Below are 17,026 nucleotides of genomic sequence, written 5' to 3'. Positions count from 1 at the left end.
GGTAGTGCTCGGAAGCCGCTTTCCCGGTCTACTGCGATCGGGTTGTTCACCGTCGGAAGACGGACCATGAACATCAAACGGTGTACAACGGTCCCTACGTCGCCAGGGCACTTAGGGGAGTGGAATGCCGCGTCGGGAAAGTCCTTTGGCTGGTGGGAACAGCAGCTTGCGGCGCTTCGCGGGAGACCTGAGGCTGTTGCGGGAGAAGGCGGGCCAGCCCACTTATCGGACTCTCGCTGCCAGCGCGCATTGTTCTGCCGCCGCATTGTCGGAAGCTGCGAGCGGCCGGAAGTTGCCGAGCCTGCAGATCACACTCGCCTACGTGCGTGGCTGTGAGGGGGACGTGGCGGAGTGGGAGCAGCGATGGCACGAGCTTGCCGTGGCACTGGCCGTGTCACCGGTCCAGGACGACATCGAAGCGCCGTACTCGGGATTGGCCACGTTCCAAGAGAAGGACGCCGCGCGGTTCTTCGGTCGCGAGCAGCTGGTGCGCGACATCGAAGCGAAGTTGCGCAGCCGGCGGTTCCTCGGGGTGTTCGGCGCCTCCGGCGCGGGCAAGTCCTCGGTTCTGCGTGCCGGGCTGCTGCCACGTCTTGAGCACGCGCTCGTCTTCACGCCGGGCGGGGAACCCGTGGAAGAGCTGGCCGTCCAGCTCGCCGCCATGCTCGACCGTCCGGTCGGTTCGTTGCGTGAGGAGTTGATGGCCGACGCGCGCGCCCTGTACCGAACCGTCCGGCGCCCGGGCGAGGAGGACCCCGAACTGGTCATCGTTGTCGACCAGTTCGAGGAGCTCTTCACACATTGTCAAGACGAGGCGGAACGCACCCGGTTCCTCGACCTGCTCGTCACCGCCGCGGAGGCGCCGAGCAGCAGATGCCGTGTTCTCATCGGCGTCCGAGCTGACTTCTACGTCCACTGCGCCAGACATGCCCGGCTCGTCGAGGCGCTGCGAGAAGCGCAGATCACCGTCGGGCCGATGAGCGCGGCCGAGTTGCGCAGCGCGATCGTGCAGCCTGCGTTGCGCGTCGGCTGCGCCGTCGAGGGCTCGTTGCTCGCCACCTTGATCGCCGAGGCCGACGGAGATGTCGGGGCGTTGCCGCTGCTGTCCCATGTGCTGCTTGAGACCTGGAAGCGAAGACGAGGCACCACACTGACGATCGCCGGGTACCAGGTGGCGGGTGGGATCACCGGTGCCCTTGCCCGTACGGCCGACGCCGTATATGGCAACTTCGATGACGAACAGCGTCGAACGGTCAGGCCGCTCCTGGCGAGGTTGACGACGGCGGGCGTCGGCTCGCTCGACGTGAAGCGCCGGGTCCCCGTCACGGAACTCGACTTGACGCCAGTCGGCCGGTTCGTCGTCGATCAGCTGATCGAGGCCCGTCTGCTCACCCGCGACCGCGACACGCTCGAACTGACCCACGAAGCGCTCATCCAGGGCTGGCCCCGGCTTCGCGACTGGCTTGCCGATGACCGGGAAGGTCTGCGCATCCACCGCAGGATCATCGATGCGGCGCGGATCTGGGACTCGCTCGAGCGGGACCCAGGTGCGCTTTATCGTGGGGCTTCACTCGAAGCAGGCCGTGAGTGGGCGGGCCGGCCGGGTAGCGCGGTGAACGCGCTCGAACGAGAGTTCCTCGAAGCGAGTGAGGCGGCAGCGGGCCGGGAGCTGGCCATGGCACAAAAGCATGCGTTGCGCGCACGGCAGCTCACCGCGGTGTTGTGCGTGCTGCTCCTCTTCGCGGCGACGGCGATCATTCTCGTCCTGCGTGCGGAGGCGGCCACGTCAGAGCAACGAAACAACGCCCTGTCGGAAGTCGCTGCCGGGAAGGCAGCGGGTCTCCGCGCGGTTGATCCTGCACTCGCTGCGCAGCTGAGTGTCGCCGCGTTCCGGTTCGCTCCTTCGGACGAGGCGAAGAACGCGCTTTTGAACAGTGTGCCGGTTCCGACCGGCGGCCGTCTCACCGGCCACCGGGGCCACGTCAACGCGGTCGCGCTGTCGCCGGACTCACGCCTCGGCGCCACAGCAAGCCATGACGGCACGGTCATGCTCTGGGACACCGCCAGACGGCCGCGAGCCACCGTCTTGGCCACCCTCGACGGCCACAACGACAGTGTCAACCACGTCGCCTTCAGCCCGGACAGCCGGCTGCTGGCCACAGCCGGGTGGGACGGCGCGGCGCGATTGTGGGCCGTCGGAGACCCGCGCCGAGTCGTCCAGGTGACTGTCCTGCGTACGCACCGTGACGACGTCAATTTCGCCGGCTTCAGTGCTGACGGAACATTGCTAGTCACGACAAGCACCGACGGCACCGCGAAATTGTGGAATGTCACGAGGCCTGAAGCACCGATCGAGTTGACTACTCTGGCGGCCGGACACGGTGGCGTCGTGTCCGCCGCGTTCACGAATGACCAGCGGCTCTTGGCGACAGCCAACTGGGATGGCACGACGGCCCTGTGGGATGTAACCGACCCGCGGCGGCCGGGTCCTCCGAAATTCCTGTACGGGCACAGGGGTCCGGTGGTGTGGGTGGCGTTCGGGCCGAACGGCCGACTCCTCGCCTCCGGGAGCCAGGATCGCACCGCACGCCTCTGGGACGTGGGCAGTCCGCTGGCGGTGCGCGAACGAGCTGTGCTGACCGGACACGACGGGACGGTGCGCTCGGTGGCCTTCAGTTCGGACGGCACCGTCGCTACAGCGAGCGAAGACCAGACAGTCCGGTTGTGGCGCGTTGACGGTGCCGTCCCCGCGACGTTCGCCGTCCTGCGCGGGCATTCCGCGCCGGTGGTGGCGGCTACGTTTTCGCGGGACGGCCGGCTCCTGATGACCGGGAGCGACGACGACTCGGCGCTGCTCTGGAGCATCCCGGCGGTGCCGATCGAGCGGATCAGCCCGGACGAGGCTGCCGCACTGGTGTGCGAAAGGGGTGCCTCCGATCTCACGCCGGATGCGTGGAACCGCTTCTTTTCGGGAGTGCCTTATCAGCCGCCGTGCGACCATCGGTGACCAGCTGAGCTGCCCGACCTCCGTCGAGCGGAATCCATGACCGCCGTGATGGCTGAGATCGGTCCGTGCGCACCGGAGGCCGTTACTGGCCGGCGTCTATCCCATGCTGCGTTGAAATCCGATCGTCTCGTGGACTGCCCGGCCTGCGCCAAGCAGAAGCTTCTCGAAGCGAAGACCTCCGGCGACACCGAAGCGAGCACAGCGGGCTAGCCACAGAACCCGATGCCGTCGGCGCGGGCGCTCGATGGCTCCCGACACGAGAGCCGTCCCAACACGCCGCGTCGCGCCTGGCCAGCGGCACACAAACGTCCCAAGCGTCCCGTACCGTCTCGACCCTATTGCCACTCGCTTGCACCTGCCCGCACGGTTGTCGACGTCACACCTACACCACAGAGGGGACGTCATGAGTCGACTCGGAATCAGACTGCGACGAATGTCGGCGATCGCGTTCGGCGTCGCCGCCGTCGCGACGACAGTGATCGCACCGGCCGCGGCTGCCGATCGACCCGCCGTTGCCGCGGCAGCGATCACACCGCCTGCGGCGACAGCCGGCCAACCCACCGTTCAAGCATGCTGCTCGTACATCGCCAACCAGAGCAGCCTCCCGGTCGCCGTTTACAAGCACTGGACGTGCGACCACGGCACCACGGGCACCGCCGCTACCGGATGCGCGAACCCCGCTGGTACCTCGCGCTGGTTGTCGGAGGGCAGCAACACCCCGGTCTATGAGGACTGGGACGTGCTACGCATCGACGCGGGCTGGTGCTACCGGGTCAGGTTGACCGTCCCCTTCAACACATGGACGGTGACCTACAACCGGATCGGCCTGGGTCACACCTACGTCAAGGTCGAGGACTGGGGCACGGCCACCGTCCTCGCCCAGGCCACCGGAGGTTGCCCGTAGCTCCTCCGGCCACGACTCCAACGACAACCCGGACACGAACGACGGTGACGACCCCTGGAAGGCTCCCCGGGGTCGTCACCCCTTCCGACTGTCGGCGCGCAGTGCGTAGCCCGTCGGTGAACGAGTGGACCTTGACGGGCACGGACGCCGGGCAGACGTTCGTGCAGCCGGTGCCGAAGGTGGCCAGGTCGTTGACCATTGGGTTCTTGGCGGGGATGCTGCGCCGCATGGTGACGCACTCTGAGTCATACTGCTGTTCCTGAGAAATATGACCGTCGTCGCGCTGACGCTCGTCCGGTGGATCAGCCTCGTTCGTCGGGTGCTCCAGACTTCCGACGTCAGCGAGGCGATCTCGGATTCGAGGCGATGAGAACGGGTTCCTCGGTGATCGTGAGGGTGTCACCGGCTTGGACGGTCTTCACCGTCCCGTCGAGGTACCACACCTCGTACATGTGGGGGTGTGCCGAGACCGCTGCCGTTCCCCTGTCAGTCCATCGGATCGTCGCATCGTACGTTCGACCCGCGTCGGTCACCGAATAGACGCACTCGAAGACATTGCCCGGCAGGTTCACGCCGATACCCTTGCCGCACGAACGGATGCTGGCGCTGTGCAGCCACCGCTGCAGTTGCTCCACGGCGAGCGCGGCCCTCGTCGGCACACCGCCGACCGGTTGCAGCACAATGGGGATCTTCGTGCCGCCCCAGTTGTAGAAGTAAAGACGCTCGAGGTTGACCTTCCGCGCGAACATCCCGACGAGGAAGAAGCGTACCGCGTAGTTGCCGGCGGTCACCTCGTCGAGCTGTGCCTGGGTCGCGATCGAATAGTCGGTGCCGGTGCTCCACAACCTCGGGTGGACTCCGGCGTCGTGCATCAACCTGTCGATCGCCGAAGTGAGGTTGAGCATGACCTCAGGAGGGTCGGACGCGTTCGGGCGGAACAGTTTGATGCCTGCCACATCGCAGAAGTCGTATCCGTGGAGCTCGATGAAACGGCGGAGGAACGACAGCCCCTCCTCTGTCTGCAACCGGCCCATGCCGGGGCACACCACTGTGGCCGACGGGTCGGTGGCGCGGATGATCTGGCTCGCCCTGCGCGTCATCTCGACCAGGGTCTCGATGCTGCCCGTGTAGAACCGGCGGTCGTTGGCCAGCACCCACAGCTCGTACGCCTCGATCCGTCCCCGATAGCGCTCGACCACCGCCCGGACGAACAGGTCCCAGTCCGCGAGGTCGGACGGAGGCGCCGAAGTGCCGTCGGGATAGGGGCCTGCCTGGCCACTCGGACTGGCCCACCTCGGCGTGCTGCCGAAGACGAACAGCGGCGGCAGTCCCGCTTTCTCCGCGCCGCCGACCAGGCGGTCCAGCGTCGTCCAGTCGAACTCCCCGCGCTGCCGCTGCGTTTCCGACCATCGCGTCCCGCCGTCCCAGAAACGGACGGCGCCAACGCGGAACGCGGGCATGGACCCGGTGGCACTGTTGATCGTGACCCCGAACAGTTCGCTCTTCACACGGACGGGCGGCAAGTTCCACGCCGGCCCTTCGATCGACTGGTTCGCAGGGCTGCCGTCGGCGAACCGTGAGTCTCCGGTTGTGCTCTCGACCAGAACGGCGGCCGGAAACACGACGATCACCGCGGCCACCAACGCCCAGGCCGGTCTCCGCCTGGCCCGGATGTGCCTCACGGGCAGTGGCCGCACCGCAGCTGGCGCAGGAGAAGGACCGCTCTCCTCGGCATCTGCCTGGGGCGTCGTCGCCCGCACCCACAGGCCGTGCAGGACGGCCATGTCGTGACGGCTCGCACCACACGCCAGCGCGATGCGCTCCACAGTGCCGAACTCCCGCGGCACGCTCGTTCCTCTGCAGTAGCGGTGCACCGCGGACTTGCTCAAGTGAACCTTGCGCCCGATCCGGTCATAGCTGAGGCCACTGACCGTCTTGAGCTGTTCCAGCCGATCCCCGAGTTCCTGCGCGTGCCGATCGCCGTTCTGGTCCCCATCTCCGGCCATTGTTCAATGTTGTCCGAAGCAATCTATCTCGTCCAGCGCCCAATCGATGACCTGTGACGGCGTTCTCGCGGTCCCAGAGACCGGTGTGCCCGCTGTTCAGAGGGTGAGCTTTCGTCCCAGCTTGCTGATCACACGTTGCTGTCTAGCCGCCCGCGGTCAGAGCCAGAGCCCGGGCGAGACGTGGACGTTGGCCATAGCGGTCTCGTCCTTGAGGTTGAGGAACGTGATCCCGCTTGGCGGTCGCAGGCCGTTGCCGGTGGGTGACTGTGCCACCGACAGACCCAGACCCGGGTGCCGTCTTCGACTTTGGCGAGGGCTGCGATGGTGATCGCGCCGCGCTGGTCGAGCAGTTGCCGCAGGTACTGCACGGGGTGGTGTCGGGGGAGATGCTGGTGGCCCACAGGTCGGCGGCGGTGACTTCGAATCGGGTCATGTCGGGCAAGGCTGAGGCGTCCAGGCCAGGGTAGGTGGACGCTGCGGCGGGTGGCCTCGATGCCTTGTCGCCGCTCGCCGCCGAAGCTGCTGAACGCGTCGGCGTTGGTGAGAGCCTTGGCTGCGGAACGCCTCAGCTGGACGCGGCCGGTGAGCTCACCGATCCCGGTGTAGGCCTGTGCCTACCCGTCAGTGGTGAAATTGCGGCGATATGTCGAGGATCGTGAATGGCCTGCTTGGCGTCAATCGGCCGCGTGGCCCGTTCCGAAGCAGGGGCAGGCCTTCGGTCATCGCAAGCGCCAGCAGAAGAACGCGAGCATGGATGCCCGTCGCCGCTCCGCTCGCCCATCTACGCAAGCCCGCCTCAATCACTGCAAACGACGCGGCTATCCACTCACACAATTGCCGTTGCGGTACTAGTGCTTCGTCAAGCAACGTTGGGTAGGTAATTGGGGGCGTCGCCTTGGTGTCGTAAATGTCGACACCTGGGTAGTCCCTTCCCGCTGCGACGCACTACGACGCGCCGACACTCGGCGAGTGCTCACCCGATCAGAACTGAACACCTCGTACCACCGCAAGCCGCGAAACCACGCTGCGAAGCTGGCGTTCTGACGGGGAGTGCAGAGGGGCCGGTCGCCAGTCATGTCAGCCGTCAACGCCGGGCTTGTCGTCTCCCAGTTGTAGACCCGTGAGTCCTGCGTTCATAGTCGCGTGCTCGAAGGAGGGACGGCGTGCGAAGGTCGCCTCGAACTGGGCGGCGGCGCTGAAGGTAGCACCGTCGAACCAGGCGTCGCCGGTGAAAACCGCGCCGCCGAAATAGGCGTCACCGGTGAAGGTCGCGCCGTGGAACCGGGCGTCGCCAGTGAAGGTCGAGGAGCTGAACCAGGCGCCGCAGGTGAAGATCGCGCCCTGGAATCGGGCGTTGCCGATGAAGGTCGCGCCGCGGAATATGGCGTCGCCGGTGATGGCCGCCTCGCGGAACAAGGCACCGGCAGTGAAGGTCGCGCCGTCGAACAAGGCGGTGGTGAAGGTCGCGCGCTGGAACCGCGCGTCGCCGCTGAAGGTCGCACCGACGAACCAGGCGCCGCTGAAGGTCGCCTCGCCGAACAAGGCGTCACCGGTAAAAGTGGCGCCGACAAATCGCCCGTTGCTCACCCGGCCTGCCCGGAGGTCGAAGTTGATCAATTGGGCGTTGCTGAGGTCGAGGTCGATGCCGTCCCAGAACTCGCCACGGTCGGCCGGTCGAAGGTGGTCGGTGAGGATGCGCTGAGCAGCGAGGCGAACTTCCCTTTCCTGTACGCGGCTCTGGTGGTCGGTGCGCTGTGTGCCCGGATCGGTGTCCAGCGGGAGTGTCTCGTCGGGTGGGGTGTAGGGCATGCGCAGGTAGGCGCACAAGACGTTGACGATGCTCTGGCGCTGCCCCAGGTTGTTGTGCGCGAGCCGTTCCAGCGCATACAGTCCGGCCAGCCGGACGGGGGCTTGGTCGGAGCCGAGCTGGTCGGCGGCTTTGATGTAGAGCTCGGTGACGTTCTTTTCGGCAGCGTCCAGCTCGTTGTGCCACTGCCGCCGCACGGCCAGCAGTAGCGCGAAGATGCCGGTGGTGCCGGCGCCGATGCCGAGCCCGGTTTTGATCGCGTCGGCCTTGGCCGCGCCGGGGTCCTTCGCCGCGGCGGCCTCGCCGTAGAGCCAGCTGGTCGCAGCCCAGGCCACGACGATCACCACCACGGCCGCGCCAGTAACGACCCACCAGCTCATCCGCGCTGCCGGTGGCCGCGGCGCCTGCTCGTTCCGCAACAGCCACATCCCGACCGCCACGCACACTGCCGCAGCACCGAACAACACCAGCGGCACCGCGTGCGGCCGCGCCCACCGCCCCAGCCCCGGCCAGTCCACCCATCCGAACAAGACCGTCATCCCGGCCAGCCCTATAGCCACGCCAAGCGCCAGCACCCCGACTGCGCGCCGCCGCGACCCCGGATCGATCGTCGACCTCGTCATGACCCTTCATTCGCCGAATAGTGACCCGGCGCTGCACCCGGCCAAATTCCTTGCGCAATCGGCTCACAGATGGTCCGGTGCGGTAGTCTGACTGGCCGCCGGGTCGAGACCGAAACGTTCTCCTGTATGCCGTCGCGCCTCCCGCACATACTCCTCCGTCGCGGCGAACATCGCCGCGATCTCCCCTGCGGACCGGCCCTGCGACGACGCCAGCACGATCCCGGACCGCCGCAGCCGATCCCTGGTGAGGCGGTACCAGCCGGTCGCTGCGCGACGATACGTCCCGACACCTGCCTCGACTGTGGTGAGGGAGAGGGCATCGTCGACGGTCCATCCGAGCGTGTCGAGGCGTAGGCCGCGGCGACGGCCGAGCTGGACGAGCGTCAATGTCACGGAAAGCTGCAGCTCAGGCCGGCGGGCTGAGTGGTAGCTGCTCGCACCTCGGTGGGGGTACGAGAAAGCTGTCATTCACCACCTCGACGGATCCGCGAGTGCACGCGAGCGCGTGGATCGACCTCCCCCTGAATCCGCCGATCGCGACGAGCAATGCTGCGATATCGGCGTTATTTGCTCGGTCCGCGAGCCCAGGGGGTGCGCCGCGGGGTCAGCGAATCCGGGTGGCCAGCCAGCGGGCGATGGTGTCGAGCAGTTCGTCGTCCACCGGGTCGCGGAGCAGCCGGCGGTAGGAAAACACGGACGCCGGGCCGTCGGTGCGGCGGAGGATGTGGGTCAGGCCGGGAGTCTGGTGCGTTTCGGCCCCGCCCGGCACCAGCTGCGCGATCACGTCGAGGTCGCCCGGGTCGACCTGGACGTCTTCGGCGCCGGTGATGGCCAGGACCGGAACCGGGATGCGGGCCAGGTCCGGGCGGGGGTCGTAGGTCAGTTGCTCGCGCCACCACCGGGCGTTGATCCGCATGCCGCCGATGCGCGCGGTGTCAGTGGTCGTGGCGGCCAGCCGGGTCACCTGCCGGGCGGCGAAGGGTCGCAAGATGGGTAGCAGGGGGCGGATGGGCCGGGGCAGGGTGTCGGCCAACCGGGTGCCTTGCCAGCGCAGGGCCTGTTCACCGGAGCGGGCGTAGCCGGCGAGGAAGACCGCGGCGGCGGGTCGGGCGTGGGCGGCCAGCCACATCGCGTGTACCGCGCCTTCACTGTGCCCGAGGACGCCGACGGCGGACGGGCGGATCTCCGGATGGCCGCGCAGAGCGTGCAGAGCGGCCTCGGCGTCGGCCCGGTTGTCCAGGAACCCCACGGCGTGCCAGTCGCCGGGGGTGGCACCCACGCCGCGGCGGTCGTAGCGAAACGAGGCGATGCCGCGCCCGGCCAGGGTGGCGGCGAGCGGGCGGCCGAGGTCCATGCGCACCCGGCCGGCGTTGGAGTCGCGGTCGACCTTTCCGGAGCCGGGCAGGCAGAGCACGGCCGGGTGCGGGCCGGGGTCGGCGGGCAGGGTGAGCGTGCCCGCGAGCGCGACGCCGTCGGCGGCCGGGACCGTCAACCGGAGTTCTCGCACATCGTCTGTTCCCGTGCTGGTTCGGGGATCCATCACGCCCACCTCCATTGATATCAGTTTTGATATTAGTATCAGAGATGGGATAATGTGTCCATGGCGTCTCTCGACTTGCTGCTGCACCCCGTTCGGCTGCGCATCCTGCGAACGTTGCTGGACGGTCACCCGGCTACGACGGCGCAGTTGCGCGAACGGCTGCCGGACATCGCGCACGCGACCATGTACCGGCACGTCGCGGCACTCGCGGCCGCAGGCGTGCTCGAGGTGCTCGACGAGAAACGCGTCCGGGGCACCGTCGAACGCACCTACCGGCTGTCGTGGCACCACGCGGGGATCGATCCGGCCGACCGCGCCGCCATGACCACCGACGACCACCGCAAAACGTTCACCGCGTTCGTCGGCGGCCTGCTGGCCGACTTCGACCAGTACCTGGCCCGCGAGCCAGCCGATCCCACCGCTGACGGCGTGACCTACCAGCAAGCCGCGCTATGGCTGACCGATGCCGAGATGGCCGAGCTCCTGGCCGCGGTGCGCACGGCCGTCACCGCTCGGCTGGGCCAGGAACCCGGCCGGGACCGCACCCGCCGGATGATCAGCCTGGTGTCCATGCCGGCGGAATGACTCCGCGCCCCGGATCGCCGGCCGTCGCGGTGTCACGTCACATGCCCGGCTCATGGAACGAACCGGATCCCCCAACCGGGTCCATCTGGTCCTGCTCGCCATCAAGCACCAGATCGCTCCGTAACTCTGGAAATCAAGGGGAGATGCCAGAGCGCGTGAGCCAGATCGGGCGTCACCGGGCCTCCTGGAGGTCGAGGAACACCCAGCGTGCACCGGGTGCCAAGCCGCTGAGCAGCTTGCCGCAGTTCTGCAGCACCACCGGGCCGGAGGTGACGTGCTGTGTGCCGGCGTGCAGGTCGCGGAAGAAGCGCTGCAGGGCGCCGTGGCGCAGCGCCGCCGTCCCCGCCCACTTGTAGACCGTCTGGCCCACCTCGTGCACCGACCACGTGGTGTTGTTGAGCATCAGGCGGGTCAGCGTTTCCTGCTCGGTGTCCAGTAGGAGACCGCGGTCCAGGGTGGCTTCGTTGTCCGCCCAGACCTCCGCCGCCCACGCTCGCGCTGCGCGCAGCTTCGCTTCGGCCTGGGCGTACTCGGCGGAGAACTGCTGCGTGTCCACCGTCGCGTTCGGACTGCCGGTCTTCTTGGCCGCCAACGCCTTCAGCTCGTCGAGCATCCGGCGGCCGACCCCGAGCGCCCACCCGGTGTGGCAGATGCCGGCCATGTTCACCAGCCCCATGCGGTAGATCGCGCCGCCGTGCCGGGTTTCGGTGGTCGCGATGCCGTACACGTGGCTTTCCGGCACGAACAGGTCTTCGCACACGTAGTCGTGGCTGCTGGTCGCCCGCAGGCCCATGACGTCCCAGTTGTCGATCACGGTCGCCTGGTCCTTGGGCAGCGTGAAGACCAGCGCCTCGCCGGTCTCCGCGCAGAGCGCGGCCGTGTGGATGTGGGTCGCCATCGAGATCCCGGACGCGAAGTGCCAGTGCCCGCTGATGCGGTAGCCGCCGTCCACGCGCACGGCGGTGCCGAGCTTGGTGCCCTGACCGGCGATGAGCGCGTACTCGCCGTTGCCGACGTCCGGGTACAGGTCGGCGGCGGCCTCCGGGCCGAGGTAGGCGGCCGTCGTGCCGGTGACCATCTGCACGGCCATGAAGGCCCAGCCCACCGAAGCGTCCGCATAGGACAGTTTGGCGATCGTGTCGACCACCTGGCGTGGCGAGAACTCGTAGCCCCCCAGTTCCCGGGGGATGCCGACCTTGAACACGCCGGTCCCGTGCAGTGCCTTGGCGGCCTCGTCGGGCACGCGGCCGAGTACCTCGCCCTCTTCGGCGCTCGCCGCGAGCACCGGCGTGATCGCGTCGAGCCGCGCCATGAGCGCGTCGAATTCGTCGCTGACGTGCAGGTGGTTCATGGTGTCCGTCCTCCGCGGTGTTCAGCGAGTGGTGGCCAGGATCCAGTCGATGACTGGCTGCACGGTCTCGTCCGAGTTCGCCTCGAAGATCAGTCCGTGCCCGTTGCCGGTGATGCCGAAGTCCGGCAGGTGCAGCTGCCGGACGCGGGCCCCGGCACCTGCCAGGAACTCCACGACCTGCGGGGCGAACGCGGCGAACGCCGACGCCCCGCCCGTCACCACCGCGACCGGCTTGCCCGCCAGGGCCGGGATGCGCCGCCCGGGGACCTCGGACGGGTCGCCGGCCGGCGGGTCGTAGGTGATCTCCGCGCTGGTGAGACCCCACGTCAACGCACCGAGTCCGGGGAACCGCGCGAAGGCGGGACCCATCGGCTCGATCGCGGCGATGGCGACGACCTTCTCCGGCCGCGCGTCCGCGGTCAGCCAGCCGACCGGGCCGCCCGCCGAGTGGGTCACCAGGACGGCCTCGCCCACGATGTCGAGCAGCCTGCCCAGCCGGTCCGCGTCGAGGCGTTGCGACTCGGCCAGGTCGGCCGGGAGTGGACCCATCGGGCAGAGGAGCTGATCCAGGTGCTCCGGCCCGTAGGTCCACTGGGTCTGCGCGTCGCGCACCTCGTCGGGCAGGAAGAGCGCCTGCGCGGCCTCGTACGGGAACGGCGCACCCATCGGCCCGACGACGTCCGGGTGGTACGGCGAGCGTCCGTGCCCGCAGCGGTCGACGACGTAGACCGCGAAGCCCGCTTCGACGAATCGGGTCGCCCACCCCGGCCTGCCGTCGGGGGTGCCGGTCCAGTCGGTGCCCTGCCCGCCACCGCCGTGCACGAGGACGAGCGGCACGGGACGAGCTTCTCCCGGCGGCGCTTCCCACTGCACGAACAACGGTGCCCGTTGCGCGGTCCCGTACTCCGTGCGCACCCGTTCGCCGGGCACCCAGAACTGGCCGCGCCGGACGGTGATCTCGTACCCGCCGGCGACGTGCGGTGCTGGCATGTGGTCCGTCCTCAGCTGTCGATCGGTTCCAGCCGACCTGCGATGTCCGCCGAGGCGAACTGTAGGAACGCCGCCGGCCGGTGTGTGGCGCGAGAGCGCACGACGATGTCGAACCAGCGCACCCGTGGCCCGCGGCGCGCCGGCTGGGTACCGTGGCCTGAACGACCGTGGAGATGACGATGACGTCATTCACAGCGCTGACGGAGCAGTACACCGGGGTGGCGCCGCGTCCGATCTCGTTCACGTCCTGGGCGGACGCCGTCCGGCGCAGTGTGCTGAGCTTCGAGTTCGACTGCGACCGGCCGGACCGGTTCACCGGCCGGGTCCGGGACCGGCACCTGCACGGGGTCAGCTTCGTCGACATGGCCTCCGGACGGCACGCCGCCCACCGCGACCACCGCACGATCCGCGCCGCCGACGCCGGGTTCTACGTGCTCACGCTGCAACTCGCCGGCGAGATGCGGATCGCGCAGGACGGCCGCGTCGCCGCGCTCACGCCCGGTCTGTTCGCGCTCTACGACTCGGGCAAGCCGGCCACGCTGACCGTCGGCGACGGCTACCGCTCCACCTGCATCCGGTTCCCCAAGACCGCGATCACACCCCGGCCGGACGATCCGCTGGCCGAGATCACGGCGAGGCCGTTCGCCTGCGGGCCGGGCCTCACCGACACCGTGTGGAGCACGGTTCTGAGCGTCAACCGCAATCTCGAGTCGCTCGGCGTGCACGGGCCCACCGCCGTGCGGTCCCTGCTGACCCTGGTCGGCACGATGCTGCGCGGCGAGCTCGGGCAGCACGTCCCCGCGCCGTCCCGCAACGACGATCTCCTCGAGCGGATCCTCGACCACATCGACGCCAACCTGGCCGACGCCGATCTCGGTCCCGGCCCGATCGCGGCCGCGCACTTCCTCTCGCCGCGGGCCCTGCACATCCTCTTCGAGCGGACCGGCAGCACGGTGTCCCGCCGCATCCGCGAGCGGCGCGTCGAACGCTGCCGGCTCGACCTGGCCGACCCCGCGCTCACGCAGGTCCCGGCGTCCGCCATCGGCGCGCGCTGGGGATTTTCCGGTGCCTCCCATTTCGGGCAGGTCTTCAAACGGGAAACCGGCCTGACACCCGCGGAGTTCCGCCGGCGGACGCTCGCCGGGCCGGTCGAACCCGGGTGAGCAGTGCCGGGAAGCCCAATGTCCATTGTGGACTTCGAGCGGCCTCGAAACAGCTTCAGCGGAGCCGGACGTCCCGGCGGTGGCAGTGGCGCCGGGCCGGCGGGGTCTGGGTGCGGACCGTCGTCAGCCAGATGTCCTGCACCACCGGTTGTCCGCGGCAGATCGGCACCGTCGAGGCGGCCGGGGCGTGCCGGGCCGCTGCCGTGATCAGGACGTACGAGCCCGCTCGCGGGGCCGCCAAGGTGAAGCCGCCGTCGGTCGCCGACGTCGCCCGGGCGGTTTGCCGGCCGAGCGCGTCGACCAGGGTCAGGGTCGCTCCGGGGACGGGTGCCCCGGCCGGGCCGTGGACGCGGCCGCTGATCTCCGTGACCCACGGCGCCGCGGGTTCGGCGAGCGGGTCCGGTTCGTCGCCGGTGGCGAACTCGTGCAGCAGCCTGCGCAGGTGGATCAGTTCGACCAGGACGGGCTCGTCGGTGGGGGAGCAGTGCTGCGTGAGGGCGGCTTCCGCGAGACCCAGCAACGCGGTCAGGTCCGAGCCGCCTTCGGCGACCGCCGTCGCGACGGCGGCCAGCGCCCGGGCGGGCCCGGCCAGGGAACGATCGTTCGTGCGGTCGCGGCGCAGGACGGCGATCAGCCGGTGGGTGTGCTGCGCCAGCGACGCGGCCAGCGTCAGGCGGTGGCGGGTGGTGCGGGACCCGCCGCCCCAGGGCACGGCGGCCACGAGCGGCGCGGCCACGAGCCGGAGCTGGCGGAGGTCGTTGTCCAGCACCCGGACCCGGGCGTCCGGATCCGCGACGCCGGCGTGGCCTTCGAGCCGGTCCGCCAGGGCGTCCAGCAGTTCGCCCAGGGTGCGCGCGAGGGCGCGTTCGGTGGTGCGGACGGTGTCCCGGGTGCTCAGCGGCGTCAGCACCAGGCCGACCCCGACGCCGATCGCCGCGCCGATCGCCGTCTCCTCCAGCCGCAGGACGAGCAGGCCGGGGGAGAACTCGTTGAGTGCGCTGTAGAGCTGGCTCACCATGATCGTGACGAAGAAGATCATGTAGGCGTACGAAAGCCGCTGCAGGTAGAAACCGCAGAACATGCTCCCGACGATCACCGCGAGCACCGCCGCCGGGTGTCCGGCCGTCAGGTGGGCGAGCCCGATCCCGGCGCCGAGCCCGGCCAGCGTGCCCAGCACGCGGTTGACCGACTTGAGGAACACCTCCGACCGGGTCGCCGTGCCGGTGAACGCGACGAACGCGGCGATCACCGCCCAGTAGTAGCGCTGCTCGGACAGCAGCCGGCCGAGCACGATCGCGAGCCCGCCCGCCACGGCCACCTGCACGGCTTGGCGGGTGGTGAAGTCGAGGCGCCGCAACGGGTTCCAAGCGCGGCCCCGCGGCTCGACGTCGCCGGCCGCGGCGGCGGAGCCGGGCAGCGCGCCCATCGCGATCGTCACCGCGGGCTCGAACTCGCCGGTGTCGGCGAGGCCGTCACGGTCCGCGCGGCGCACGACGTCGAGGTAGTCGGTGACGGCTGCGGCCACCAGCCTGATCGGGGCGGTGCCCGCCCGCGCCAGGAGCGTCTCGGCCGCTTGCCCGGCGGCAGCGTAGTTGTTGCGCGCGAACAGGTCGAGCACCCGCGCCGCACGGATCGCGAGGTCCGGCTCGAGGTCCGGCTGCGCGCAGGCGGTGACGAGCAGGTCGATCGCGAGCTGCGCGTCCATCGTCGTGCGCCGGATCGACGCGGCCGAGACGGCGCCCGGGAGCACCGGGACCTCGGCCGACCACGCCTCGATCATCAGGGCGGACTCGGCGAGCCGGGCCTGCGCCGCGTGGATCCGCCGGGTGAGCTGCTCGCCGGGGCCGTCTTCCAGGAGGTCGGCGCAGAGCCGGACGACCGCGCGGGCCCGGGCGCCGAACGCGCGGCGCGTGCGCGCGAGCGTGCGGGCGGGGTTGCCGCGCAGCACCGTCAGCGACAGCAGCAGCACCCACGCGCTCGCGATGACGACGGCCAGGAGCATGGCGGGCAGCCCGTCGAGCGTCGCGTGCAGGAACGCGGCGAAGAAGTAGCCCATCCAGACCATGAAGCCGTAGAAGAAGAACGGGACGCCGAAGCGCCGGACGAACACGGCGGCGAACATCACGACGACGAACACGGCGAGCATGAGGTCGGTGTGCGGCGCGACCGCGATGCCCACGGTCATCCCGAGCCCCATCGCCACCGGGAACAGCGCGGCGGTGCGCACCTTCGGCCACACCCCGGTGCCGCTCAGGGCCATCGACCCCATCATCGCGGTGATGGCGGCGAGCAGGACGGCGACCAGGGTGGCCTGCGGCGCGGCCCCGGTCAGCGTCGCGAAGACGTACTCGACGGCCAGTCCGGTCGTCATGGCGACGGCGGCCGAGACCGCGCTCCATAGCCGGGACAGCCCCGGGTCCGAGCTGATCGCCTTGTCCCTGATCCGGTGCACCGCCGCCGACGCGCGTCCCATCCGAGTGACTTCTCCTACCCCCGGTTGCCGATATCGGTATCATGCCGATAATTACCGGTATGATACCGATATGCCTCGCGGCCGGGCAATCGGCCGGACGGTAGGTTCAGGAGATGGACGCGCTCGACCTCATCGAGGCCCACACCGCGGTCATGGTGCGCAACTTCGAGCTGCTCAGCCGCCGCACCGACATCTACGACGAGCTCGACCGCGCGGGCTACCTGCTGCTGCGCACGCTGGAGGCGACGGGCCCGGCCGACATCACCACGCTGGCGGCGACGCTCGGCCTGGACCCGTCCACGGCGGGCCGGCAGGTGTCGGCGATGACGGCGGCCGGCTTGGTCGAGCGGGCCCCGGCACCGGAGGACAAGCGCCGGAGCATCGTCGTGGCGACGGACGAGGGCCGCAAGCGCGCCCGCCGCGTCCACGACCGCCGCCGGGACAACCTGGCCGCTATGTTCGGCGGCGTGCCGGAGGACGACCTGCGGGTGATCGGGGAGTCGTTCGCCCGCTACAACCAGGCGGTCGCCCGCCACTACGACGTGAGCCTTCTGCCGGACTGAGCGGCCGGCTCCGG

12 protein-coding genes are annotated in these 17,026 nt (G+C 69.5%); 5 read left to right on the top strand and 7 right to left on the bottom strand.

The genetic code is table 11. The annotated features are described in order from the left end of the window. Positions 1 to 379: 379 nt before the first annotated feature. Together AB0C38_RS18155 and AB0C38_RS18150 are read left to right on the top strand one after the other, a co-directional pair. A complete protein-coding gene (locus tag AB0C38_RS18155; protein WP_360674102.1) occupies positions 380 to 3,007 on the top strand; it encodes a hypothetical protein in 2,628 nt (875 codons plus the stop codon). Between the two features lie 433 nt (positions 3,008 to 3,440). After that, on the top strand, positions 3,441 to 3,911 hold the full coding sequence (locus AB0C38_RS18150; protein WP_360674100.1) for a hypothetical protein: 471 nt from the start codon (positions 3,441 to 3,443) through the stop codon (positions 3,909 to 3,911). 338 nt (positions 3,912 to 4,249) lie between these two features. Here the strand turns inward: AB0C38_RS18150 and AB0C38_RS18145 are convergent, their stop codons facing one another. The 4 genes from AB0C38_RS18145 to AB0C38_RS18130 form a co-directional block, all read right to left on the bottom strand. Beyond that, complete coding sequence (locus AB0C38_RS18145) at positions 4,250 to 5,917, bottom strand: helix-turn-helix domain-containing protein (protein ID WP_360674097.1); 1,668 nt, start codon at positions 5,915 to 5,917, stop codon at positions 4,250 to 4,252. Positions 5,918 to 6,994: 1,077 nt separating this feature from the next. Next, on the bottom strand, positions 6,995 to 8,263 hold the full coding sequence (locus tag AB0C38_RS18140) for a pentapeptide repeat-containing protein (RefSeq protein WP_360674094.1): 1,269 nt from the start codon (positions 8,261 to 8,263) through the stop codon (positions 6,995 to 6,997). A 147-nt stretch (positions 8,264 to 8,410) separates the two neighbouring features. Continuing rightward, a complete protein-coding gene (locus tag AB0C38_RS18135; protein WP_360674092.1) occupies positions 8,411 to 8,740 on the bottom strand; it encodes a hypothetical protein in 330 nt (109 codons plus the stop codon). 211 nt (positions 8,741 to 8,951) lie between these two features. Beyond that, positions 8,952 to 9,839 carry an alpha/beta fold hydrolase gene (locus AB0C38_RS18130; RefSeq protein WP_360674089.1) on the bottom strand — a complete coding sequence of 296 codons (888 nt, stop codon included), beginning with the start codon at positions 9,837 to 9,839 and terminating at the stop codon, positions 8,952 to 8,954. A 108-nt stretch (positions 9,840 to 9,947) separates the two neighbouring features. On the opposite strand from AB0C38_RS18130, the gene AB0C38_RS18125 reads away from it, so the two are divergent. Continuing rightward, the gene (locus AB0C38_RS18125) at positions 9,948 to 10,472 is read left to right on the top strand and encodes a helix-turn-helix domain-containing protein (RefSeq protein ID WP_360674086.1); all 525 of its coding nucleotides are present in this window, start codon (positions 9,948 to 9,950) and stop codon (positions 10,470 to 10,472) included. A 172-nt stretch (positions 10,473 to 10,644) separates the two neighbouring features. Here AB0C38_RS18125 and AB0C38_RS18120 read toward each other — a convergent pair whose 3' ends face one another. Continuing rightward, positions 10,645 to 11,823: an acyl-CoA dehydrogenase family protein gene (locus AB0C38_RS18120; protein ID WP_360674083.1), complete on the bottom strand. Its 1,179-nt coding sequence runs from the start codon at positions 11,821 to 11,823 to the stop codon at positions 10,645 to 10,647. Between the two features lie 21 nt (positions 11,824 to 11,844). Beyond that, positions 11,845 to 12,813, bottom strand: coding sequence for an alpha/beta fold hydrolase (locus AB0C38_RS18115; protein ID WP_360674081.1), 969 nt, complete (start codon positions 12,811 to 12,813; stop codon positions 11,845 to 11,847). A gap of 179 nt (positions 12,814 to 12,992) precedes the next feature. Between AB0C38_RS18115 and AB0C38_RS18110 the strand changes: the two genes are divergently transcribed. After that, on the top strand, positions 12,993 to 13,976 hold the full coding sequence (locus AB0C38_RS18110; RefSeq protein WP_360674078.1) for a helix-turn-helix domain-containing protein: 984 nt from the start codon (positions 12,993 to 12,995) through the stop codon (positions 13,974 to 13,976). 55 nt (positions 13,977 to 14,031) lie between these two features. Here the strand turns inward: AB0C38_RS18110 and AB0C38_RS18105 are convergent, their stop codons facing one another. After that, complete coding sequence (locus tag AB0C38_RS18105) at positions 14,032 to 16,449, bottom strand: FUSC family protein (RefSeq protein ID WP_360674075.1); 2,418 nt, start codon at positions 16,447 to 16,449, stop codon at positions 14,032 to 14,034. Positions 16,450 to 16,562: 113 nt separating this feature from the next. Between AB0C38_RS18105 and AB0C38_RS18100 the strand changes: the two genes are divergently transcribed. Next, a complete protein-coding gene (locus tag AB0C38_RS18100; protein ID WP_360674072.1) occupies positions 16,563 to 17,012 on the top strand; it encodes a MarR family winged helix-turn-helix transcriptional regulator in 450 nt (149 codons plus the stop codon). The last annotated feature ends 14 nt before the right edge of the window (positions 17,013 to 17,026 follow it).

Origin of the sequence: Amycolatopsis sp. NPDC048633, assembly GCF_040650695.1 — a bacterium.
In the GTDB taxonomy this organism is placed as follows: domain Bacteria; phylum Actinomycetota; class Actinomycetes; order Mycobacteriales; family Pseudonocardiaceae; genus Amycolatopsis.
Note: the sequence above shows the minus strand (reverse complement) of the source record. Positions and strands in the feature narration are given on the sequence as shown.